The following is a 24,364-nucleotide window of genomic DNA, read 5'->3' on the forward strand; positions in this document are numbered from 1 at the left end:
GTACATCGGACGTGTCTGGCTAAAGACGCGCGTAACGCTCGGAATGAATTTGCGGCCATTCTGGACTAGCGGATCGACAGCCTCAGCTTTGTTCTGCTCCTTCTCTTTGGCGGCGTTATAGATAGCATCATGGACATCGATCTGCTGGCTGCTGAGAACGATAGAGCTAACAGCCACTCGTTTCGTCTCTCTGTTCAGGTTGGGAACAATAAACGATGCCTGATAGGTGCCGATGCGCCCGGTTTCATCATCGCGGGCAAGAATCTTAATGGTGTACTTAGAGGGAAGAAGCGTAAAGCCGGCATCGTATTCAATCGGCTGCTTGGCGAGTTCGCTGGCGGTCGCATCGCTTAGCTTGATATTTACATGATCACGCAGGTTGGAGATGGTCGTGCCATAGCTGTCCTTGATCTCTCCAACAAAGTCGATAAGTGTGCGTTCATAACCGCCACGTTTAGCTAAAACGAGTTCTCTGCCAGGAACCTTGACTGTAATAGGGACGAAGTACTCTGCGCTGTTCAACTGGAAATAGTTGATCTCCATGGCGATGGTCAGTTCGGTGACGGGATCCGGAAGCATCAGGGCGTCTTCCAGCTGGCGCTCTTTATCAACTGCATTGAACTTACTGAATTCCTTGGGAGCGTAATAGCCCGCACGATAGTCAAGCGCAGCTGCTGATTGGTTGTTATTGAGCGTTATCTTGATACGTCGGAACCTGCCATCTTTGGTAGCGTTGCTGGTGTAGTAACCGATAATGTAATAGTTATGCACGGACTGTTCGGCTTGTCGAATACCATGTGTGAGGTCGTTGTCATCAAGGAGAGCCTTGCCTCCACTGTCGGCGGCCAGCGTATAAAGCGTGTCCTGCGATTGCTGGAGGTTTGTTGTGACAGCCAGCGCTGCAGCGCCTGAGTACATACCGACGCCGCCTGGAGATCCCTTCGTTGCATCCCCTAGAGGCGCCTGCGCGACCAGTCCCCGCGCATCAATCGGCCAGAAGGAAACGCCCGCTCGTACCGCAGCATTGATGGTCGCATGTAGCTGTGCCTGGTTATTCAACCCATTCAGCGAAAGCCCGCTGGCAAAGTAGATCAGCAATTTCTTTTCGCTCAGATGCCCAAGTATGTCCGCAGCCGTCTGCAACGCCGAAAGCTGGCGGTCAGTGTTGAAGATGTTGAATTCGCTGTCATCCTGCCCGAAGGCTGCGCCAATGTCAGAGGTCGAAGCGTCTGAAGAGCTTTCACCGAGGCCTTGGCCTTCGCCCACGATGATCGTCTCAAGAATGCTGAGCAGTCGATTGCGGTCGCCGGTGAAATCCTGCAGCACATCGACCGATCCACCGGCATAGCGCATGATAGCGATCAGATCGGCAGGCTGCATCTGTTCGCGAATGAATGTCTGTGCCGCTTTCAACGCACGCAACTGGTCCGGCGGCGGCATCGACGTCATGTCAAAGTAAAAGCAAAGTAAACGGTGGTTTTTGTAGCGCGTATTTCCATCCGTCTCTGGCGTGATTTTCACGCGCGAGAGCTTGTCGTAGATCTTGACTTGCTCAGGGTTAAGTTGTGTCGAAGACACAGTAACAGACGGCTGTGCCAGTTGTTCATGCTCGAAGAACTTGATCGACTGCGGCACGCCGTTTTCAGTGACGTTGAAGTCATTCGCCGTAAGCCCGTCGACTGAATCGCCATTCCTGTCTTTAACGACGACAGTTTCGATTACCAGCGTTGTGTTCACAGAAATGGTGTAGGCATTGTTGTTGGCAGGCTGTGTAGTGTTCTGACCGGTTTGCTGCGCGGCAACTGTAAGAACAGAGAAGAGCAGGATTGTAAGGAGAATGCGCATGGTTAGAACCTCATCCGGAGCGTGGTCTGCACGCTGCGCATCGGATTGGCTCCCGCCGGCAGGCCGAATTGCGGGCTTGTAATCGCAGTGTTCCAGCTCGTGTATGCAACATGGTTCAGAAGATTGGTGAAATCCGTGCGCAGATCAAGATTGAAACGGTCACGCAGGCGGAAGGTCCGGCCCAGCGAGCCATTGAGCATAAACTGCTGGGGGCCGGTGATCGAGTTGCGACCTGCCGTGCCCCATTCGCCGGCACGTGGAGGCGCATAGGCCACCGGATTAAGAAACAGTCCCGCAGGTGACTTGTAGATAGGCGCACCCGTGTAGTCGGGGCGAATGGAGCTGGTTACACCCGTTCCCGGCACCGCTACCGGATAAAGAGGCGTCTGCGGAAATCCGGTGGCCGCTGTGATCTGCGTCAGCACCGTCCACTCCTTGAACAGAGCGCCCTTCCAGCCATTCATCAGGGTCCCGCCGCCAATGCCCATGCCAGTCGTGTACTGCACTTGCAAATTGAGAAGATGCCGTTGATTGAATGTAGACATGCCCCGCTCTGCCCTAAGATTGAGCCAATTTTGCGCAATGGAAGGAGTACTCGTGCTCTGAGGCGGCGAGGGCGAAGGAAATGGGTTGGATGGAGTCGCCTGCGTGGCCAACGTCGCTCCCTGGCCACCGAGCATGGAAGCATCGTCTACGGCATTGGAGTACGTGTATTGAAGCGTGCCGGTAAGCCCGTTGTGCAACCTGCGTCGCAGTTGAACCTGGCCAGCCTCGCGCGTCGAATTCGCATTGGATGCAAGATAGGTGAAACCAGACGGGCAAGTTGGGCAGGAATTAGCTGCACCGGGCGCATAGGTATTCGGTAAAAACTCCTGCCCGGCATGCGTCCCTTTGGTCCCTAAGTAATTGACCACAAGCTGAAGCGAGAACGGAAGATCACGCTGTATCGTCAGTTGCCAGTTCTGCGCGTAACCAGCGCGAAAATCCGGGTCGACGGCAAAGGTATTCGAAGTAATACCGGGACAAGTGATAAATCCATTCGCTAGTGTAAGCGGGCACGATGCGCTGTTCGGCACGCTCAGGCTCTTCGAGAGCGGGGCCTGCTGCGCCAGATTCAAAGCAGTGGACTGGTAAATCGAAGTGTCGTAGTAAATGCCGTATCCGGCGCGTATCACCAACGACGAAGCAGGAATGGGCCGCCACGCCACACTAACCCGCGGCTCATAGCCTCCCTTATACGGGCGAATCAGCGATGACGGATAGCGCTGCCCAGTAAGCGGCCCAACCGGATCGCTGGCCAGCACCGCAGCCACTGCCGTGAATCCTGGCAGGATGTCAAGGTTCACAAGGCGGTTTTCGATCTCCGTGATCGGAGCGCCATATTCCCAACGCAAGCCCACGTTCAGGCTGAGCTGCGGGCGTAGCCGCCAATCATCGATGAAGTATGCGTCGTAGACAGATTGTCGGAAATATTTGTCAGCATTCCCATAGGCAATGGAGCTTGTGTCTGGTATGCCGAGGATAAAATCCGCAACGTCTGACCCGCCCGTGGCGACGCCATCCACCATGCCCTGCGTCGCCGCTCCCGTGAATGAGAAAGTCCCCCGCGGATCCTGCTGCGAAAGATAGTTGAACTGCTGCCTGCGAAAATCCGCGCCAAAGGTGACATTGTGCTTACCGCGGTTCCACAACATGCTGTACGACCACGCATTCGTCATGTTGCGGTCAAAGGAACTCTGCCCGTCTGTAAGCCCAGCAACGCCGCTCGCATAGTTGAGCGTCGGAGGGCCCCAGTTCATCGGGTCCTGGTTGTTGCCGGAAATGCCTGCCGCAGCAGAGACATTCTCGCGGTCTTCCCAATAAGGCGTAACCCGCGTAGATAGTCGGCTGAACCGATACCCAGCGTTAAAGGAAAGACTGCGATTGAAGCGATGTGACCAGTTGATTCCCAAAGTGATGCCCAGAGTCTGCATCGCATCCGTAAAGCTGAATAGATTGGTGTCACTCGAGCGCGTGTTTTGAAAAGCAAAGCTGCCATAAATCTGGTTCGTGTTGTTGAGCGTCTTATCGAGGCGCAATTGCATCGCATCCTGATCCGTGCTGTCAAGAATGGGGATCTGAAAGTTATAACGCGGATTTGTCGCAACGTTTGGCAGCGGATAGTAGTCAAGCAGCGCCTTTGCCTGCTGGCTCAATGGAACGATGTTGTTGGGAAATGGTTTCCCCGTGGTGGAATCGAAGATAGGAGAAGGGTTCTGAGAGAAGTTGCCTACCCGCTCTGTCTGCGTTGGCACCAGTGCCGACTGAGTTGTAGCGTCATGATCGCGCGTCCACTGGTAAGCCGCGAAGAATGTAGGGCCATGCGGAATCAGGCGAGGTATCCGAAGCGGGCCGCCCAAAGTAGCCAAAGCAATCACGCGGTTATACGAAGACTTGGGTGCGCTTTGGCCGCTGAGCGAATAAGGACGCGCGTCAAGCGCAGAGTTATCGAAGAGCACGCCAACTCCGCCGTTGTATAAGCCCTGAGGATTGCTGCGGTTGTTGCCGAAAGCCATCGCCTGAGCAAACGGCGACGCCGCGCCATTGTTAACGCTGCCGTTGACGAGCATGCCGTCGGCAGCTTGGTTGGCCTGATCGGCAGACGTGGGCTCAGCCGCGGGTTTTCTTTCCTGCTCGACCTCTGTGGCAGGAGCGCTGGCGACCAACGGTTGCGTAGTGGCCTCGCGCTGTGCCTTGATCTCGTCGAGTGGCAGCAACTTCAGTTCCCAGTGAGCCGATGGCGTTCCAGCTGACACCTCAATCTGCTGCTTGATCTCAGCAAAGCACTGCATATGGATTTGAATGTTCCACATGCCGTCAACAAGGTCAGCAAATGAGTAAGTTCCGTTATCGTCCGAAATAGTGCTGAAAGTCTTGTCATCACGGCTGATCGTAACGGTAGCTCCCGGAACAGGGAAGCCGCCGAACGTGACCTGCCCCTTGTATTCCGACGCAAGTACATTGCCCGGGAAGAACAGCGCCAAAGCACCAAAGAGGCACGCATAGACTAGTCGCCGGTGCATCTGGGTACGATCCGTTTTCAGTTGGCAGTGGGCTGCTCGGCAGAGTCGATCACAAGGGTCTCCACGCTGCCTTTTTGCGGCTCAAGTTTCAAACCAAGCTGCTCTTCAAGTGCAGTAAAGAACGTCGGCCCGCTGGTATCAGGCGTAGGCGCACCGTCGGGCGGTGCATTATTGTCCGCCCCCTTGAAAAGAGGCGCCGGGCTCTCAGGCGTCCAGTGTAAAGTCCAGTCATAGTTACCAGCCAGGCCGGTCTTGTCTATCACAATGCGGCCACCGGTCTCTCGCTGCCTCGAAAGCACATCTGCTAGAAGGCTCATGGAAACACCAGTGGCCTGTAGCTCGCCTCTTCCATTCATCATGATGCCGCGCCGCATCGTGGGCTGTGCATCAGTACCCGCTCCTTCCGCAGGCGACGGTTCCGGTTTGGACGGCGTGAGTTTCGGGCCATTCTTTGCCACAACAAGCGCATATACAGGCAGCTCTTTCATCTGGTGGCTCACCTTCAGCTTGAACCGGTCAGCCAGCAGCGATTGCACCATAAGTCTGATCTGCTTTTGAGCTTCATCCGGAGGAAGCTTTTGCAGGTCAGCAGCCTGCGCATCGTCTTCTTTTGCATCAATGTTGAAGGTTTCGGATTTGATCCAGCTCGGGCCGCCGGAGATCTGCGCCTCTGACTTGGCATCGTAAGCAAACATAATGAGGGAGCCCAACGAAACATTCTCAACTGTGAATTTCCCCGGAAACATCATGATGCGCATCCGATTATCCGCGGAATGGCTCGGCTTGACCGATGCAACCTCAAATGAGGGCGACGGCTGGCCAGCGGGAACCTGTGCTAGCTGCGCGTCCAGTTTGGGAATATTGACCAGGCCGAAGATGATCGGCCCCGCAATTACAGCTGCGCTGACGATGATAAGCAGCGCCTTCTTACTCATGCTGAGGCCCTCTGTAATGTTCTCCGTCATGATGCGGATGATTCGCTTTTTCAGATTGGCACCTGTCACGCCTGCCACGCAGGGGAGTGGAGGTGCCACACTGAATTCACAGGCCTTAAGAATGCTTTCGGCATAGACCCACGGCGAGTCGCAAAGTCGCAGTGCTCCTTCGTCACAAGCGCGTTCGCGTTCTTCCATAAGGCGCGCCTCAATCCACCAGACCAGCGGGTGGAACCAAAAAATGGATTCAATCAGCATGTGCAGCGCAGCCGCGAGATTATCGCGCCGACGAACATGAAGCAGTTCATGGGCGATGATCGATTCGATCTGCGCGTCGTCAAGGAAATTTGATATGCCCTCCGGCCACACAAGCATGGGTTCAAAAATCCCAAAGATCCCTGGCTCCAGCGCAGTCTTCGATATGACCAGTCGCAGGGACTTGCTCCTCGGTTCTCTGAGTTCAAGTCGGCGAAGTATCTCCAACTCGCGTCCCCACTCCGCCGTCGCTGCATGCCTCAAAATTGCCGCAAGTTTTCTCCAGCGTACGCACCAGGTCGCCAGCACAACTATGAAGCCGCAAATCCAGAAGCCGCTCAGAATTGATGGAATCCACCCGGCAAAGTGCGAAGCATGCGCAGTATGCATCATTGCCGGCGCGGAGGAAGACGCAAATGTGAAGGGCTGGCTGGCGACATCCATCGCGTAATAAAACGCAGGCTGCATCTGTGCGGTGCGGCTGTGCGAAGGTGCAAGATGTCCGCCAAGGCCGGTCAGCAATGAGAACGGAAGCAGGAACTTCAACGACGCAGCCAGCCAGAGCCAGAAACGCACGTGGGCTGGACCTTTGCGCAGCAGAACTGCCAGTAAGGCCATACATAGTGCGAAGAGCGTGGACTGCCAGAGATGATTTGCCATCGCAGGACCAAGGACTGAACCGATTGTTGAAATCATGCCTTCGCCTTCCTTTCCAGCGCGCGCAGCGCTTTTTCCGCTTCCTTTACGTCATCCATCGTCAGCTTGCCGGACTCGATCAGGTGCGCCATCACCGGCTGCGACCTTCCTCCAAAGAGGGTCAGTAAGTCATCGATCAATCGCCTCTGAGCAACTTCCCGGGACACAGCCGAGGCAAAGATATGAAAGTTGCCAACCTTCCGGACTCGCTTGACGACCCCCTTCCCCTCAAGGCGGTAGACGATTGTTTGTACGGTTGTGTAAGCAGGCCGCCTGCTTTCAGGGAAGGACTCCTGTATCTCCCGGATCGAGGATTCGCCCCGCGTCCAGAGCGTCTCCATGATTTGCAGCTCAAGCTTCGACAATCTCGGAGTGGCCATTACGATTTCCTGCCTTACGCGGATTTACTACGTCAGTAATTACATCTACTACATTAGTAGTTTTTTTGCAAGCGCGAACTTTGACGTAAGAAACATGTGTGCTCTGTAGTTGGCCGTAGCAGAAGGAGTGGACGAGCCGAATCTTTCTACAATCGGCCGAATGATTTCCTATTTCCCTCCATCCGAAAGAACGGGCAGACTCCGGTCTGGCCGGACATGGTGCTGAGGAAGATCATCCGGCCTGCTGCGACACGTGCAGGAATCCAGGGAAAGACGATAGACTGGCATACCTTCCGCCATTCGATAGGGACCAATCTCAGGTCTTTGGGAGTGGATGTGAAAACGGCCCAGGAACTCCTGAGGCATGCCAATGTGAGAACGACTCTGGATCTCTACACCCAGGCGGTCTCATCCCAAAAGAGGGAAGCGAGTGACAAGCTGGTTGAGCTGCTACTGCCCTCAAAGATGGTCTGCCAAAACGTTCAGCACCCTTCAGCACCTTCGCAAGAAATTGCGGCGAACGTAAGTGATTGAAAAGATGGTAGGCACGAGGAGACTCGAACTCCTGACCTCTACCGTGTCAAATATTTGGACGCATGTAACTAGTTGATTTCAGGAGCATCGGCGACACCCTAAGGCATCCGAAATCACCCAAAACCAAAGTTCCGTACCGTCGTGCGTACCGTCACACCCCAAAAAGTACAAGTTCACTCTTTCACTTAGAAGTGTAGTGACATCTATCCGAGTTCGGTAGAGGTCCACGGTACTGGCATCCGGTGAGTCGTAGCGACGGTTGCTATAGTCGGGAGTTCTGGTTGTCATCAATGTCGTTTTGCCAGAGGTTGAGGAGTGTTTCAACACGCAGGGACACTCCCTAGTTTCCACCCGGAAGAGCAGTGAGACGCTCGATCCAATTACGAAAATGCGGGCATTCCTGCAGCATTCGATTGATCCCGATCCGCTGCGCAACCACGGTACCTTCAATAACTTTGTTGTATTGGGGATAGACAGCCAGAATCCGCTTTGAAGGAGCGGTGTTTGGATGGTCGTTAATGTCTTCGGGGGTCGCGAAAGTATTGCGAATGGAGGCCAATTGAGAAGCAAGATTAGCCTTTCCTAATGCATTGGCAAAAGCCTCGGTGTCGCTAAAGAGGAGACCCTCATATTCATGTACCTGAAGGTATGGAATAAAGCGAAGGGCGGGACGCAGGTTCGGGACTTCTCTGAGGATGTCCTCCCTAATTGCGTTCTCGATGTGGGTTGCTTTCTCCATCGCAACCAAACCCGTGGGAGGTACGGTTCCTGGAAAACCCGAGCCAAGTCCATAGAGATCGAACATAGTTGAGCAGAACACGTTTGCATCCTGTTTCAGTAGAAGCAGAATGTCCTTTCGTACTCGCGTGTACTTGACGTTGCCCCCCTTTTGTCCAGGAACGCCCAGAAGCATTGCATGTAGGTAGATTCTGCGAGACCAGAAATATGGTCCCAAAATATCGCTGATGAAACGTGCCTCTGTTGGCCCTTCACAAATGATGATTACTCGTGACATCAGCAGGTTTCCCCAGAGGTGGGGACAGGATGAGCCGCATCTACCTGAGGTCTACCGCCAAGCAAATTCTTCTGCCAAAGCTCACCAAGGCTATAGTCGGCAAGCCAGCCAGACAGCTGTTTCGGCTCCAATTTACGAAACACCGACTGGTCTTCAAAACGGTCGACGACAATAATATCTTCTGGGGTAAATTCATTCAGTAGCGGTGCAGACTGGGTAGAGATGATGATCTGATTGACCGGATTCCCCCACGGCGCAATTGACTTCTGAATCATTCCGCCAAGGAGGGATAAAGCATATGGGTGAAGGCCGAGCTCGGGTTCATCGAACAACATGGTGCGCGGCGGGCTTGGCTGCAAAAGGGCCGTTGCTAGACAAATGAATCTGAGAGTGCCGTCCGAAAGTTGACTGGCACGCAGCGGGTAATCTGACCCACGCTGTCGCCACTCCAGCTGAATCATCTCTGGATTAGTTGGTACTGGACGAAGTTGGAAGTCATCAAAAAACGGCGCGGCCAATTTCACGACATCTCGAATTTTTGTGTAGTTCTCAGTATCAGTCCGCTGCAGACGATATAGAAACGCTGCCAGATTTTCGGCATTCGATCGAAGCGATACATTGTCATTGATTCCGCCTTGCCGCCGAACTCCAGCTAGCAGGCTCGTGTCGTGAAAGTGATAGACGACCCAACTTGAAAGTGCTTCAAAAACATAGAGTGACGGTCCTTTTCTTGTGTATAGGCCAGCATCATCTTTACGATCCTTGAGTCTGGCTTCAAAGTGTCCCGATCCGAATTGTGCCTTCGACTCTTTCCATTGAACATAAGGTCCGTTATAGATCGATGCCTCGCTCGAAAAAACTAATTTGTTATCCACTGTCGGAACGAGACTGAACTCGTACCCGTTCTGGCCAAACATCAGTTTGACCCTTAATTCCTTTGTTACCTTTGGGCCCAAATAGAGGCACGCATCAGCTCCTCCCTCCGTTGCCAAGGCGAGTTGAAGCCGTCCGTCCATCAGCTCGCGAAGCAATCGGAAAAGGCTCACGAAGTTGCTCTTACCGGCTCCATTTGGACCAATTAAGACATTAGTGTTGCCGAGCTTGAAAGACTCCAAATCTCGGATCGATTTGAAGCCTTTGATCGTAATTTTGTCGATGATCTCGCCCATTGGTTTAATATTCCTACGTTAGTCAGGCATTTGACGATTCAATGCACTTCACGATCTAAAGCCCTTTTCTGAGCCTCCGCTAGAAAGAAAAAGTGCTGCGAATATTTTCTAATAATGTGTCAGATCCCCTAATCCAGCGAGCATTAGACTCGACAAAGTCGAAAATCTCGTTCCACGCAGATTTGTTGTTCAAGACGTCTTGTCCTCTCTGGTCTAAGTAGTCATTTAGCAAGCCCGCCATTGCGCGAGCGTGCCATGCCTGATCGTTGGTCCTGTAGGTCATCAGGATTGCGATTTCTTGTTGCCCGCTAACCATCCTCACAAGAGGTAGGATCAAATTTTCAAAACGACTTGTCGCAGAATCAAATGAATGAGACTCGTCAAATCGTCTGAGCGCCTGTTCAAGATAATCAGGGGATGGATCGCGGGCAATGATGGTTGCAAGTGTCTCATCGTCTGTCTCTGAAAGACGACTCAACACGATGGGCCTAAGATCGGGAATGAGCACCGCTGACGGGAACGCTCTGGCAAATCCATCTTCGGGGACGTTCTCAATATACTGGCGGATCTTGATGTCGGCAGCGGAGCCTATTTGTCCTCTACTCTCTGGAACGGCAGCCAACAAAAAGCAGGCTCTGTATAGTCGTTCATCTTCGAGCTTCGATACGAGTTGAGGCAAGCTGTCCTGTAGGACAGACTCCGCTGCCTCGCGGTGAAGGTGAATCACAGCACTGAGTGCTGCAAAACGCCGTTTTCGTTTAGGTACTGACCAACCTTTTTGGAGCAAATCTTTCAGCAGAGCTTTTGTCACGTTTCGTACGAGAACATCCCTCGCGCGCACGAACGGTCCCGCGCGAAGAAATTCTACGGCCTTGCTATGATCCGTGGGAAAGTATTCCGATTCAACATCGCGCAAAATTGAAGCAACTGCGGCCTTTCCCTGGACTGGCGGAAGTGCTAGTAAGTGAACCACCACATTTCGAATATGTGTTCGAGCCAGTTCGGCGGGGGGTTGATAAGGGTCCTCTGGGGAGACCATAGATGGATGTGCGCAACGGTTCCGGTCTTCGAATAGGCGCTCGAAATCCTTTGCTTCAACTGGAGAAAATAACTCAAATTCGTCTCTTGCTCGAGAGACTAAAAGACGTTCAAACTCGAGACTCGCTTTCACATCATCGTTCTGCCTTGCCGCTTCAAATCTTTCCAGCATCACTTTCGCACGATTGTCGCCTGTCATTTCTAGTTCACGTAATTTGCTCACGAAATCATAAACGACAGAAATCCAAGCTGCGATGACAGCCGACCGGTATGCTCCTGCTTTGTAGCAAGCAATGGCCTCGGTTATATATCCCTTGCCCGCCGGCTTCCGGCATCGCAAGATCAACTCTTCTAGATCGGATAGCGCTTCGGCCATTTTCCCTCCTTGGGAAAAACCGACGTGTCGTCACAATTTGATTTGCCTCCACATAGAGAGCGGCACTCTTGAATCGATCGCAGTTTCCAGATCGTCTATGGCCTGACGTTCAAGCTTCCATGCCTCATCACGCAGTCCATTTGCCGTAAGTACAGGGTCGCCAATGGCTGACCGAATCGAAGCCTCGGGATATGGTACTGGAATCGAACCAAGCATTTCCCGATCGATCTCTAGAATAACGGAGCCATAGGAACATCTTCGAATAAGAGTTTGTCCATAACTAGATGCCAACCACGTATACAAAAAGCCAGCATTTATCCCATCCGCTGCGATCACGCGAAGTGCATGCTGATTGGCACTCCAGCCTTCCATGTAAGCGGGAATGATCTGAACACGTCCTATTGTTCCTGAGCAGCTCACCGTTATCATTTCCTTCTTGAGAGCAATTTCAGGAAGATCTTTCGTGTGCGCACCCTTAGCTAGTCCCTTTACATCGACTGGATCGATCTGCAGAAGCTGCTTGCTGCTTAGCATCGGAATGCCGCCGCGACGGACATAAACTCGTTTGCGGAACTTGGTTACAGCTCGAATAACCGAAGTTATCCGTCTATCGCTCAAGGGAATCGTGTTTACCTTAGAGAGGGTGTGCTCAACTTGTGAGACAAGTGGGTTGTGATAGTTGCCCTCAAATCTGCCCGACACTTGTGATGCTCGAACGCATACCACAACAGGTCCCTGCGGAGTCTCCAGAGATATCTTTGGTAGCCCTAAGCGTTCATGCAACATACGGTTGGCACTGTCCAACAAGGCATTAGCCTCGTCTCGCAGCTGATAGGCCTTTATGACCCGCTCTCCGATAGATACCCCCGGTTCACCGAGATCTGGAATCAAGACGCGGGCTAGGTGTTCAGGTTCAATGTGCTTGATCACTGAACCGTAAGTAGCTTGGATTATCTGTGGTCGGCCATAACGGCTGCGTAGAAAGGCTGCGGCATAAGCTGCAATTTCCGGTTTGGTCGCACGTAATCGGATGGCATCCTCCGAAAGAGCGTTGCCAACGAAAGTAGCCGAGGCTAAGCCAACGTTCCCGACAGTCCCGGAACGGGAAATGAGTACATCCCAAGGCTTGATTATTAATTCACTCAATCGCCTGGTCTTTGCTCGGCTGATATAAGAATCAGCTTGCGGCCGAATGCTGATGATATCTGAACTGGAAAGGAACGGGACGCCATAGTCGGGTTCAACCCATCGTCGCGTCGTACGGATTGGTTTGGGCGCGTCGTTGCATAAGCCCCGCTGACCGAATATCGGCTGCAATAGCAGCTTTGCTGCGATCATTGCATCGACTGCCGCGCGTGCATCGATGTTGTAAGCTGATGCTTCCAGACGTAGACCTTCGCCCATTATCTCGGACAAGTTAATGGAGGTCGAAAGCTTGTGCGGTTCTTCTGCTTCAGGGTTGCGCCTTCTCCGGACGGTGCTAGCTACCATCCCAGTACCGCATCCTCTTTCCAGCGCAAGAACTCGTCAGCCACTTGTGGCGTGTCGTCATCTAGCATCCGATGTCTAGGAAGGCGTCTTTTGGTGATGTCACCTGTTGAGGCGTGTTCGAAAAGCTCTGAGGGTTGTTCTTCCTCCCCCGGTACCCAAATCTCTTCGCCGTCTTCGTTTCTCCGGTAAACCGTATTTCCACGCTTATCGTGCCCCATGGCCATAACTTGTGCCATGAATATTTCATAATCGTTAAGCTGTCCCTGTCGATCCTCCCTGCGCAGTTCATCCTCTGTCTTGCGCTGGAGAACCAGAATCGACGTCTGCGTGCCGTTTCTGGGTTGAAAAGTATCTGGATGAAGATCTACTGATGCAATCAAACGGCAATGTTTCACTATCCAATGGCGCACATAGGCCAGGCCTGGCGCGCCCAGAATCGCATCAGGAAGAACGATTGCCATCCGACCACTTGGTTTCAGGAATTGCCAACACCGCTCAATAAAGAGAATCTCGGGAGGCTGCGAGGTCTGGAGCTGTGTTGTAGGCACCCAGGTGTCGTCTCGTTTGGCCCAGACATGACCCAGTTGGTATTGGCTAAGGGTTTCGCGATCTTTGATCGGCAATTTCGAGCCAAATGGAGGATTGGTTGCAATCACATCGAAGAGTGCCAAATCTTCGGGTCTGGTCAATTCCGATGTGCTGGTACCGACCGCACGTGCGAACTGACGGCGAAATTCACTTTCCCATTGGTGAGGATGAAGAAGACTATCCTGGCGGAAGATATTGCCAGATCCATCATTGTTCATCACCATATTCATCTTGGTGGCTTTTACCAAGTCGGGATTGATGTCAATCCCGAAGAACGACTGTTTGGCGATCTCCCGGATCCTTTCGTTGAGCGCAGCTTTCATGCCACTAGATGACTTACCGCTCTTTTCCACCTCAGATCTAAGGCTACGAATTATCTCGTTCATTGCAATAACAAGAAAGCCACCTGTCCCGCATGCGGGATCCAGAATCCGCTCGTCGTGATGCAGGTCTAGCATCCGAATCGCCATGTGTTGGATATTTCTCGGGGTAAAGAATTCGCCTCGATCACCCCTGAGATTCGCTCCCACCAGTTCCTCGTACGCCTTTCCCTTCACGTCAATGTTGGTATCAAGGAAGCTGTATCGCTGGAGCTCGCCCACGACGTAGGCCAACGAACGAGGATTTAGCTTGATTACGTCAGCTTTATCGAAGATCGCGGGATAGCGGGCTTTCACCGCCTCGAAGATCTTCCCGACACGAAGGGCAACCGTTAGCCTCCCGTCATGGCTTGCCTTCTCTTCAGCTGTAGCATAAAAATCGAGCGGTTTTGGAAGATTTCGTTCATCGTGGATCTTGCTAAAGATCACCTTTAGCAGCTCAAAGAAGGCTGGTTGCTTTTGTAACCCATCAGTGACGTAGATATGGTTATGGCATATTTTGAATGAGAAGAGTAGGTTGTCTTCAACAGCCCGCTTCAAGGAATCTCTTGTCGGACGATCAACGTCTTCGGGGTCACCATCCTTTGATGGCACGTCATTCGGCTCACCCCATATTGTTTTTCTTCCCTCGATTAGCCTGCGAAAAACGGCCTTGTAGCGTCCATTTGTCCACATCCCCCACTCGGCGTTTGGACATGCCGACATATAAGACTTGAGCTGGTCAACGCCATCCTTTTTGGATGAAGGTTCTATCGAATCCTTTTTGCACTCAATGATGATGAAGATGTTGTCCTGTGTGTGCTCCGCGCCGTCAGGGAAAATCGCCAGATCTACGCGCGTTCGATTGGAGCCAATCTTGATGGGGTACTCAACAGCGATTTGATCGCGGCTATACCCCAGTTCCAAAACCAGGCGGCGTTCAATATTTTGGCGGATATACTCTTCAGGCGTATCGCTTCGGATCTTCTGATCGATGTAGTCGCAAATCTTACGGTCTGGCAGCGTAGTGACGAGCTTCGCCGTCATCAAGAACTCCTTTAGGACTTTGGGAAAGACCTATTCATTTTGCCATCCAGCCTTGTTGAATGGCGATAGCAATCGCGGTTCGATTTCCTGCGACTACTCAAGGCGATTTGACCCGCCACGTCCTCGCAATTTCGACAAGAAGAAGGCGTTTGCCTGACAAATCGCTATAGCGAGCGTATCGCCATTTTAGGCACAACTCATTCCCTCTTAGCGAACTTTCAACCGAGCGAAATTTTTCTCCGATACGGGGCGTCCGGAATTGAGCCATTCTAATGTTTGGTCTGGATGCTTCTTTAGATGGAGGTACGTCGGGTCCTGCGATTGAGATTTTGCCAGCACTGCTTTTACATCTTCCGTCGTTTGTGCTGGCTGAAGCTCTCGCAAACGGTCAGGGAAGTTCCTCCGCATATAATCCCACAACGCAGATTGTGCGATAGGCAGTTTGCACGAATTGTAAGGACAGCGATCTAATGAACGCTTCCAGCTCAACTCCGGCAGCCCGGCCACAGCACCGGCAAGGTTTCTGGGATTCCCAACAAATCGGCCACTCTGTAAGAACATCCACAGTGCTTCTTCATGCTTGAGTGGGTCTTTATAAAACGGTGCCTGAGATAATCCCGGAATTTTTCCTTTCGCAAGAGCTACCGCCCCACTCGCGTTTCGTGGCTTTTGGGCTTTGCATAGTGCTACCGACAGATAGGGCCAGTTCTGCTCCAAGAACGTGACCAACTGATCTCGGCGTTCGAGCAATTCCTGCTGATCCAGCTTGGGCTTCCTACCCCTTTTGGGTTTCTTAGGCGGTGAGTGTGGAATTAGGCCGTTAGTTCCAAACGCCTCCGTCTCTAGCCTCGATAAACGCTCTTTGATTTCGTGGAGCACCTGTGCCAACTCAGACGACGTAAGCTCGACACCAGAATTTACTGAGCTTTTCGTCACAATCGAAGAATTCGAAAATTCAGAATTTGCTTCCTTTAACGGCCTTCTCCTCATATCTCACATCAGAATAAGGCTTATGCCTCGAATGTGGAAATATAGCCCGCATATACGAGGTTTTCCCTTATTTTCCAAGGTGATAACTTCGCCTGCCTTGCCCTACTATCCGGTTCATGAGCAAACAACAAAGAGGTATTGAAGCGCTCAATCTTTTCGAGCCAGAAGTTCCAGATTTTATGGAGGGCTTGATATGAAGATTCAGTTTGCAGAATGCGATGAAAACCAGAGCGGGCAACGGTTCTTGGACAGCTCCGCCCCGCGACTTATACGGCACGTCGCATCCTGCGAAACGGCGGGTGGGGGAATTATTCCCCTACCTGCCGGTAAGGAAGAAAAGCTGTCCCGGGGTGCGGGGCAGAGCCCCGCTGTTTCTGCGCGCGCAGCGCGCCTGTCCTCTTCACTTGACCAAGTACAGATTAAACGTGACAAGCCGAAACACTGGAAGCGCAACTGTGGCAGGTTCACGGTACGTGGTGCTTCGAGCGCGATAGCGGGTAAGACACGCTACTGCCGCGTTGGTTGCAAGTGTTGGGACTGCGGCGGGTGTGCACCACGCAGAGCGGCAGCGTACTGCATTCGCATCGCACAGACGGCAGAAAAGCTGAAACTCAATAAGCTCCTGACTCTCACGCTCGATCCGTCCAAACTCGACGGTGCGGACTCCACTCGATACATCAACGAAGTCTTCGCGGACTTTCGCGTATATCTGCGTCGCAAGCTAGGCCATTCTCCCGCGTACATCCGGGTCCTGGAATATCAGAAGAACGGCAACGCACACCTACACGTACTCCTGAATTGCTATCTACCCCAGGATTGGGTGTCAGAAGCTTGGTCAGCTGTTGGCGGGGGAAGGATCGTAGACATCAAGCGCGTCGATCTGCACCGCGTCTCGCGGTATTTGTCGAAGTACCTCACCAAGCAAATGCTTCTGTGTGCTCCGAAACGTGCACGTCGAGTGACCACGTCGAGGTGCATTCAGCTATTTGCAAAACAGCAAAGCGATTTCGCGTGGCGGTTGATAAAAGTTCCGATTGTCAGGCTTTTCGATCTCCATCGCTCGAAGGTAACTCGCATCAATCCCGACGCAGACGGATACCTAGTCGCATTTGAAACTTTCGAAATCGAGTGGGACCTGGGATTCACACCTTGTGCAGACGCAGGGGTACATAAGCAGGTGCCGCAATGTTCGCTCTAACGCTTGAATCACATGTACGCTGTGCACCCCGTACAGGTGCGTGGGATGTGCTGCATGGCCCCGCTCTAACGCTTGAAACACATGCACGTTGTGCACTCCGTACAGCTAGATTGTTGAACTTTTGGTAATGAATTAGGCCAAGAAGGGCAGGTAAACATGAAAACAATAACCGAGAGATTTCTTACACCAGAGCAAGCCGCTGAATATCTCGGGGGCCTTCACAGTCGCACCGTGACCCGTTGGGCTCGCGAAGGATACCTGCCTTCATATCCCATTGGCGAGGGTAAGCGCAGACTCTGGCGATTTCTGGAGAGTGACCTTGAACGATGGATGTTGTCACGGCGTACAGGTACCGTTACACTCGGCACAGTCGCCGATGCTCCAACCAAGGAGAATTATGGTTGGTAGCAATCGCTTTCAAAAAGGAAGTCTGAAACTCGTGAAGAACAAAACGACAGATGATAGCTGGTTCTTCCGTTATTACGAAGATGTGGACGGAAGACGCGTTCATCGCAATCTCAGAATCGGTACGGTTAAGGAACTCCCTCGCCGCCGTGACGCTGAGAAGGCAGTCATTGCACTTCGCGCAAAGATTAACACCGGGGTACGTTCACCTGAAACGGTAAGCGAACTCGTAGCCCACTACGCACAACATGAGCTGACGCTGGAACGCAAGGCGTACGCTACCGTACAGGTTCACAAGTCATTCCTGAATCTGTATGTGCTGCCAAAGTGGAAGGAGTACAAGCTGTCCGACGTCAAGACCGTTGCCGTAGAACATTGGCTAGGAGGACACGATCTCGCACCCGCCACAAAAACGAAGATTCGCAACATCATGTCGGCGATCTTCAGTCACGCCATTAGGTACGAGTGGGTCACTTTCAATCCGATAGCCAAGGTACGCTGTTCATCGAAGCGTCTCCGTGAACCCGATGTCCTCACCCCAAGCGAGTTTCAGGCTTTATTGCAACAACTGGAACTCCGCGAACGGGTCATGGTCATGCTGGCAGGCTCAACGGGGCTTCGACGTTCTGAATTGTTCGCATTGCGCTGGTGTGACATCAACTTCTTCAATATGGAGGTTGCCGTCACACGGTCCTGCGTCGGGAATCACATTGGTGATACAAAGACGCAAGCCAGCAGGAAACCGGTCCCCTTGCACCAGTGCGTCTCTGAAAGCCTGTTGGGATGGCGGGCAGAGTCACGCTATTGCGCTGATGATGACTTCGTCTTTCCATCGCTGAGGAAGAACGGTTCTCAGCCTTTGCAACCGGATATGGTGCTAAAGAAGACCATTCGTCCGGCCCTAATCAAGGCAGGGGTCCGGAAGGTCATCGGCTGGCACTCGTTCCGGCACAGTCTCGCAACCAATTTGCGCTCGCTCGGCGTGGACGTGAAGGTTGCACAGGAACTTCTCAGACATGCGAACAGTCGCACAACAATGGACATCTACACGCAAGCAGTCTCGGCTGATAAACGTCATGCGAGTCAGCGGCAAGTTGAATTGCTGACGGCTTCTGTACCGTTGCGTACCGTCGGAAATAATGCGAATGCAGTAAGTGATTGAAAAGATGGTAGGCACGAGGAGACTCGAACTCCTGACCTCTACCGTGTCAAGGTAGCGCTCTAACCAACTGAGCTACGCGCCTGCGAGGTAGGGACTTACTTTACAGATAATATCAAGTTTTGGTGCTCTTCGCTGCATTTTGGCGAGGCAGTCACCATTTGAATGGCGGCTGGAGTGGCGTCTGCGGGTCTGTTCGGTGCTGTATAGTCAAAGTGATGGCTTCGAAAGTTCAGGTAGGCGCAAAGCTGGAGACGAAGTCTCCAGGCTTGCCATATGCTGCGCTCATTCTTGGCTGGCTGATTCCCGGCCTCGGTCATGCGCTCACCAGACATTGGATCCGTGCCGCTCTACTCTTTGTCTCGATCACCAGCATGTTCGTCCTGGGAATCATGATGCAAGGCAAACTCTATCAGGCCAATCTGGGAGATGTGCTGGAGATGCTGGGCTTCGTAGGCGACCTGGGCTGCGGCGGACTTTACATCATCAGCCGAGTTATGGATCTGGGTCATAGCGCTATTCAGCTTGCGACAGCTGATTATGGAACGAAATACATCGTAGTGGCCGGGCTGCTCAACATCATCTCCGCCGTCGATGCGCATAATCTCCGCATTGGCAGAAAGCCCGCATGCTGACCCTCTCGCATTTCTCTGCAGTCCTGGTCTTTGCCACGTTTGCCTCGGTGGTCTTCGGCATCACGCAGCGCACCACGCCCAAAGCGATGGTCCGCTACGGCCTCTACTGCTGGGTCATGTTTGTAGGAATCGTGATCGCGGCCAGTTGGCTAATGTGGTTCATCCGCCGTTAGGCGGGTTCCTCAAACAATTCGTGTTGCCCTGAACGCTGAGCCTTAACGAAGAAGGCTCAAAGAACTCCTCCACGCTGCATATCTACCACTGTCGCCCATTCATATCAAGCACTTCCGCCTGAAGGCATGGGGATGTCAAAATAAATATCTTTTTCTTCATTGATGGCGATATAGTTATCAACCAGTACTCAATCTGCATCTCCAAGGGGGCCCAGATGAAGCGGTATTGGAGGTTCGTTTTATTAGTACTTCTGAGCACTTGTTTAAACGTTTCATGGGCGCAGTCTACCTCTCGTGTAACGGGTGTCGTCCAGGACAAGAGCGGAGCCGTTATTTCAAGCGCTGCTGTCATCTTGACGAATGAGGCTACAAGAGTTTCAGTTCGCACAAGCACAACATCCGCAGGCGCATATGTCTTCGACGGAATCGTTCCCGGCTCTTACACCATCACCATTGAAAAAGCGGGATTTGCCACGCTTACTACAACCGGGAACGTGCTAACCATAGCGCAGCCGCTTGTGTTTAACGGTGTGTTGCAGGTAGGCCAGGCGACGGAAAAAGTGGAAGTCAGCGCGGGGGCCGAGTTGGTGCAGACGGAAACCTCCGGCAACCTCGGCGCGCTCATCGACCAGCGTGCTCTGGAGACGCTCCCGATCGTCGGCGCGCGTGGACGCAGCCCGCTTGATCTTCTCGAGCTTGTCCCGGGCGTGAACGATGGCGGTCCAATGAACAGCTCTGGCGCCAACATTACTGGCGGCGGTGTAACCGTTGATGGCTCGCGCGACCGCGCCTGGAACTATACACTCGATGGCATTGACATGAATGAAACCAGCGCGCCCGGCTCGAATTTCTCTCCCTTGCGCACCAATCCTGATTCCATTTCCGGTTTCCGCGTCATTACGTCGAACGCTACCGCGGAGTTTGGTGTTACTAGCGGCGCACAGGTCGTTCTGCAGACACGCTCTGGCAGCAACCAGTTTCATGGTAATGTCTTCTGGTTTTACCAGACGCCTGGTCTGAACGCGAACGATCCTGGCAATAAGGAAAATGGACTGGATCGCCCTCAATTTGTGCAGAATATCCTGGGCTTCAGCGTTGGCGGCCCCATTATCAGGAACAAAACGTTCTTCTTCGTGAACACACAGTTTCTGCACACCGCGCAGGATTTTGCCACCACCAGCATCGTTTACACGCAGCCGGCGCGCAACGGATTCTTCCGTTATGTTACTAATTCAGCCAATTGTGGAAGCAACTGTCCACGTAACACTGCGGCAGGACAGTCCGGAGCATCTGTTGACTCCAGCGGCAATCCGATAGTCCCCGTCAGCACCTATGATGTTGCTGCCAACGATCCTCAGCATCGCGGCCTTGACTCATCCATTCAAAGCTTCCTGGGTCTCACGCCGTTGCCAAATAATTTCGGGGTCGGCGACGGCCTGAACACCGCGGGCTACACCTTCCTTGCTCCGGAGCAGGAGCGGCAGGTCGATTTCACCGTCCGCATCGACCATCAGTTCAACGCCAAAAACTCCATGTATGGACGATGGGCTCACGGACATCAGAATACGATTGGTGATATCGGTAATGGGGGTCTCCAGCCATTTCCCAATGCGCCAAATATAGTTAATACTCTGCGTCAGCCGCGCAACCTTTCCGTCTCCTGGCGATATACTCCCAATGCTGTTATCACCAATGAAGCCATTGCCGGCATGAACCGCTTCATCTTCAATTTCATCAACCCTGACCCCAACTATGCCTCGAACCCTCCTTATCTGCTGAATGGCGACAACTCCGGCGACGCGTATCTTACGTCTCCGCTGCAGAACTACGTCGGAAACCTGCGCGCCCTTACTGACATTCAGTTCGTAGACAACCTCACCTATCTTCACGGCGCGCATGCGCTGAAATTCGGGACAAACCTGCGCTATCAACGGCACATTGATGACCGCGGTTCGATTGGTTCCTATGACGCCGCTCCGATTGTGTATTTCGATACTGACGTGAATCGCGTCGGTTCCGCATTCAATCTTCCTGGCGACATTAACGGCACCTATGACCTGCCGACTTTGCAAGGGGCCATCAATAACCTGCTCGGGCGCGTCGGAAGCATGCAGCAGGGATTCGTGGCCGCAAACGCCAGCACCTACGCACCAGCAGGTACACATCTTCGTGACGACTTCCGCATGCCGGAGTACGATTTTTACGCACAAGATAGCTGGAAGGCCCGCCCTAACCTCGTGATCGATCTGGGCCTGCGCTGGGGAATTCAACTCTCCCCGCGCGTCTCAAGCAACTTTCTACTGCGGCCCAATCAGCCGTTTGTCGTCGGCTCCGCTCCCAGCGATACGATTGCATGGGCTCCGGGCAACCTCTACAAAGACGCATGGCATGTCCTCAGCCCGTCGGTTGGTTTTGCGTGGGATCCGTTCTCCAACGGTAAAACATCCGTGCGCGGCAACTACCGCCTCGCGCATGACCGTATGAACACCTTTGTACTTTCATCGGCGGTCTTTCAGGGGCTGCCCGGCGAGACGTACCAGCTGAACTATCAGGCATTTGGCCTCGCGGGGGGCCGCGTCGCGGATGGAATTCCAACGCTCGCGCCACCAGCCGGAGCAACGCCTGTGTCCTTCCGCCAGCCGCCTTCGTTCTCTCCCACCTCCATTACCGCCGTCAACCCGGACTGGACGCCGCCACAGGTTTCAGAATGGAGCCTGAGCCTGCAGCATCAGATCACTCGCAACACCGTGGCTGAGCTTTCCTACATCGGACATCACGCCGTGCACCTCTTTGGTGCTTATGATTCAAACCAGGCCATTACCCAGAGCAATGGCTTCCTTCAGGCATTCAACACCGTAGCCGCCGGAGGCGACAGCCCGCTGATCGACCAACTACTCACCAACGATCCCGGACGGCAGGCTTCTGGGGAAAGCGGCTCGGCATATCTAGCCGATCCCAACGGTTCCTACTATGGCGACTTCAGCCTTGGCTCTGTAGCCAAAGTCGCTCAGGATATAGGCCTGGCTACGGACTCAAACGGCGTGCCTCTGCCTGTGTCCGCGGGCCTTTCTCCATATTTCTTCTTCAACTATCCGCAGTTCGCCGCCGGATACATCGTTCTCGACAGCAATGATTGGTCGCTCTACAACGGACTGCAGGCCAGCTACCACGGGCGTCTGCAGGATCTCAACTTCCAGTTGAACTACACCTGGTCAAAGTCCATGGACAGCCGCTCCTTCGATCCGACATTTTCCACGGTTGTTGCCGGCAGCTCTACTTTCGGATCAGGGAGCACGCCCTTTAACAACTTCAACCGCAAGCTCAACTACGCCCCTTCTGATACCGATCGCACCCATGTCTTTCAGAGCGTCTTTACCTACCAGGTACCTTTTGGGCCAGACAGCCGATGGGGCAGCAAAGGCCCTCTACTCGACCGCCTGGTGGGTGGATGGGAAATCAGCGGCTCTTCGATCATTGAATCCGGGCGCCCAATAACAGCTTTTTCTCCCTCGTACACGATGAGCAGCATTGTACGCACGCCGGCCAATTGCGATCACTGCAATGGTCACATGTTCAAGGTGCACAAGGATCCTTCCACCGGGCTGCTGACATACCTTACCCCGGCGCAGATCGCGAAATTCTCTGCTCCAGTGCCCGGGCAATTCAGCAACGTAGGACGGAACTTCTTCCGCCTCGCTCCGTACACCGTTCTGAACCTGAGCGTGGGCAAAGTCACGCCTATCCTGGAGGGTCATTCACTGGAACTGCGCATCGAAATGCAGAATGCCCTCAACGCCATGCACTTCGATCAGCCAGCAAGCGGGCGGATAGACAGCACCGCATTTGGTGTGGTGGATTTCGCAACGGTGGAAAATTTCGGACTTTCACCCGGAAGCTCGCCGCGTACTGTTCAGCTCTCAGCGAAGTATGCTTTCTGATGTAGCAGGGCTTTCAGATTGTGACTTCTGGGGCGTGGGCTCACTTATTTTGCATTTCTCAGGATAAGATTCAGCGCCAGAAGCGGTCCCACACCATTGCGTCAAACGAGTGCTTTTCAACAAAGCCGATGCGCCTGTAAAGCTCGACCGCATTGGCATTCTCTTCGGTGACCGTCAGCGTCAGGCCGCGAAAACCGCGCCCGCGCAGGTTCTCCGCACACTCTTCAATCAGCAACCTGCCCAGTCCAAGCCCTCGCTGGTTCCGAGCCACGCAGACCTGGGTCACATGCCCGATGTCATCGCGTACGCGCGAGCACAACAGTACTCCCGCCAGCGAGCCGTCTGCTGTCCGTGTCAGCGAGCGTGACGACAGGGGATCGAATAGTCCACATCCAGGAAAGCGGACGATGTTGTGCAGGAATCGCAGCGAGCCTGCTACTGATCGGTACTGGTCATTGATGAAACTGTCCAAATGCCCGTCGTATGCGTCAGCAATCAGGTATCCCGCTGGATGAAAATCGCTCTCCCGCCATGTGTTCAGTGCAAGCCCCTGCGGAAGCTGCTGTCGTGACGTAGACGGTTTGAATTGCGCCAGCTCCAGTTCCATAAAGAGCCGGCGGAAGAGCTTGAATCCCGCCTCCCGGAAAGTTTCCTCATGCAGCCCATGCGGATGCAGCAGCAGCTGGCATTCAATGCGATCGATACCCGGAGAGTTCCGCAACAGCTCGATCAGGTGCCGCAGCAATTGATCCTGCACGTCAGCAGCAGCATCGGAAAGGGAAAACACATCTCCGATAATCGCCTTGTGCTCTTCATATACGCAGAAAACATAGCCCGAAATGCGCCCATTCTCTACTGCGACATACCCTGGCAGCACCCGCGAATCCAGGTACTGCAATAGAAGGTCGGCTGAAGTGCGGTAGTCCCATTGCAGGCGATCGCTCCACATGCGGCTCTCCGCATCCAGCACAGGACGCAGGCTGCTGGCGGAAAAATGCCTGAGGTCGAGAATTTCAAACTGCAATGCCGAACTCACAGTTCACTCACCAAGGAAACAAAGTAATCATCCTGCTGTC

18 protein-coding genes and 1 tRNA gene are annotated in these 24,364 nt (G+C 53.3%); 7 read left to right on the forward strand and 12 right to left on the reverse strand.

What is annotated here, in order from left to right; translation table 11 throughout:
* From VEV40_RS13800 to VEV40_RS13815, 4 genes are all read right to left on the reverse strand, one after another.
* A partial coding sequence (locus tag VEV40_RS13800; protein WP_324833113.1) for a VWA domain-containing protein occupies positions 1-1,845 on the reverse strand: 1,845 nt, incomplete at its 3' end.
* Between the two features lie 2 nt (positions 1,846-1,847).
* Complete coding sequence (locus VEV40_RS13805) at positions 1,848-4,907, reverse strand: TonB-dependent receptor (protein WP_324833115.1); 3,060 nt, start codon at positions 4,905-4,907, stop codon at positions 1,848-1,850.
* A 17-nt stretch (positions 4,908-4,924) separates the two neighbouring features.
* Positions 4,925-6,793 (reverse strand): M56 and DUF3738 domain-containing protein, encoded by a 1,869-nt coding sequence (locus tag VEV40_RS13810; RefSeq protein ID WP_324833116.1) that lies wholly within the window; start codon positions 6,791-6,793, stop codon positions 4,925-4,927.
* Positions 6,790-7,173, reverse strand: a complete 384-nt coding sequence (locus VEV40_RS13815) for a BlaI/MecI/CopY family transcriptional regulator (RefSeq protein ID WP_324833117.1) — start codon at positions 7,171-7,173, stop codon at positions 6,790-6,792. Before VEV40_RS13815 ends, VEV40_RS13810 begins: the two co-directional genes overlap by 4 nt.
* 96 nt (positions 7,174-7,269) lie before the next feature.
* Here VEV40_RS13815 and VEV40_RS13820 point away from each other — a divergent pair, with 96 nt between their 5' ends.
* Positions 7,270-7,707: a tyrosine-type recombinase/integrase gene (locus tag VEV40_RS13820; RefSeq protein WP_324833118.1), complete on the forward strand. Its 438-nt coding sequence runs from the start codon at positions 7,270-7,272 to the stop codon at positions 7,705-7,707.
* A 340-nt stretch (positions 7,708-8,047) separates the two neighbouring features.
* Here VEV40_RS13820 and VEV40_RS13825 read toward each other — a convergent pair whose 3' ends face one another.
* The 6 genes from VEV40_RS13825 to VEV40_RS13850 all read right to left on the reverse strand — a co-directional run bounded on the left by VEV40_RS13825 (position 8,048) and on the right by VEV40_RS13850 (position 15,780).
* A complete protein-coding gene (locus VEV40_RS13825; protein ID WP_324833120.1) occupies positions 8,048-8,722 on the reverse strand; it encodes a DUF4276 family protein in 675 nt (224 codons plus the stop codon).
* Entirely contained in the window at positions 8,722-9,891 is a 1,170-nt protein-coding gene (locus tag VEV40_RS13830; RefSeq protein ID WP_324833122.1) for an AAA family ATPase, read from the reverse strand. The genes VEV40_RS13825 and VEV40_RS13830 overlap by 1 nt, the downstream gene beginning before the upstream one ends.
* 79 nt (positions 9,892-9,970) lie before the next feature.
* A complete protein-coding gene (locus VEV40_RS13835; protein WP_324833123.1) occupies positions 9,971-11,305 on the reverse strand; it encodes a hypothetical protein in 1,335 nt (444 codons plus the stop codon).
* 30 nt (positions 11,306-11,335) lie between these two features.
* Positions 11,336-12,796, reverse strand: a complete 1,461-nt coding sequence (locus VEV40_RS13840) for a restriction endonuclease subunit S (RefSeq protein WP_324833125.1) — start codon at positions 12,794-12,796, stop codon at positions 11,336-11,338.
* Positions 12,790-14,790 carry an N-6 DNA methylase gene (locus tag VEV40_RS13845; protein ID WP_324833127.1) on the reverse strand — a complete coding sequence of 667 codons (2,001 nt, stop codon included), beginning with the start codon at positions 14,788-14,790 and terminating at the stop codon, positions 12,790-12,792. The genes VEV40_RS13840 and VEV40_RS13845 overlap by 7 nt, the downstream gene beginning before the upstream one ends.
* A gap of 207 nt (positions 14,791-14,997) precedes the next feature.
* On the reverse strand, positions 14,998-15,780 hold the full coding sequence (locus VEV40_RS13850; RefSeq protein WP_324833128.1) for a hypothetical protein: 783 nt from the start codon (positions 15,778-15,780) through the stop codon (positions 14,998-15,000).
* A 193-nt stretch (positions 15,781-15,973) separates the two neighbouring features.
* On the opposite strand from VEV40_RS13850, the gene VEV40_RS13855 reads away from it, so the two are divergent.
* The 3 genes from VEV40_RS13855 (at position 15,974) to VEV40_RS13860 (ending at position 18,545) form a co-directional block, all read left to right on the forward strand.
* The gene (locus VEV40_RS13855) at positions 15,974-16,978 is read left to right on the forward strand and encodes a rolling circle replication-associated protein (RefSeq protein ID WP_324833129.1); all 1,005 of its coding nucleotides are present in this window, start codon (positions 15,974-15,976) and stop codon (positions 16,976-16,978) included.
* Positions 16,979-17,134: 156 nt separating this feature from the next.
* Positions 17,135-17,386 (forward strand): helix-turn-helix domain-containing protein, encoded by a 252-nt coding sequence (locus VEV40_RS20745; protein ID WP_414637849.1) that lies wholly within the window; start codon positions 17,135-17,137, stop codon positions 17,384-17,386.
* Positions 17,355-18,545, forward strand: a complete 1,191-nt coding sequence (locus VEV40_RS13860) for a site-specific integrase (protein WP_324833131.1) — start codon at positions 17,355-17,357, stop codon at positions 18,543-18,545. Before VEV40_RS20745 ends, VEV40_RS13860 begins: the two co-directional genes overlap by 32 nt.
* A gap of 5 nt (positions 18,546-18,550) precedes the next feature.
* Here the strand turns inward: VEV40_RS13860 and VEV40_RS13865 are convergent.
* Positions 18,551-18,627, reverse strand: a tRNA-Val gene (locus VEV40_RS13865).
* A gap of 133 nt (positions 18,628-18,760) precedes the next feature.
* Here VEV40_RS13865 and VEV40_RS13870 point away from each other — a divergent pair.
* The 3 genes from VEV40_RS13870 (at position 18,761) to VEV40_RS13880 (ending at position 23,288) form a co-directional block, all read left to right on the forward strand.
* A complete protein-coding gene (locus tag VEV40_RS13870) occupies positions 18,761-19,177 on the forward strand; it encodes a DUF6677 family protein (RefSeq protein WP_324833133.1) in 417 nt (138 codons plus the stop codon).
* Positions 19,171-19,350: a hypothetical protein gene (locus tag VEV40_RS13875; protein ID WP_324833134.1), complete on the forward strand. Its 180-nt coding sequence runs from the start codon at positions 19,171-19,173 to the stop codon at positions 19,348-19,350. Before VEV40_RS13870 ends, VEV40_RS13875 begins: the two co-directional genes overlap by 7 nt.
* A gap of 215 nt (positions 19,351-19,565) precedes the next feature.
* Complete coding sequence (locus VEV40_RS13880) at positions 19,566-23,288, forward strand: TonB-dependent receptor (protein ID WP_324833136.1); 3,723 nt, start codon at positions 19,566-19,568, stop codon at positions 23,286-23,288.
* Between the two features lie 70 nt (positions 23,289-23,358).
* Here VEV40_RS13880 and VEV40_RS13885 read toward each other — a convergent pair whose 3' ends face one another.
* Positions 23,359-24,324: a GNAT family N-acetyltransferase gene (locus VEV40_RS13885; protein ID WP_324833137.1), complete on the reverse strand. Its 966-nt coding sequence runs from the start codon at positions 24,322-24,324 to the stop codon at positions 23,359-23,361.
* Positions 24,325-24,364: the final 40 nt, after the last annotated feature.

The organism is Alloacidobacterium sp., from assembly GCF_035631355.1.
Taxonomy (GTDB): domain Bacteria; phylum Acidobacteriota; class Terriglobia; order Terriglobales; family Acidobacteriaceae; genus Alloacidobacterium.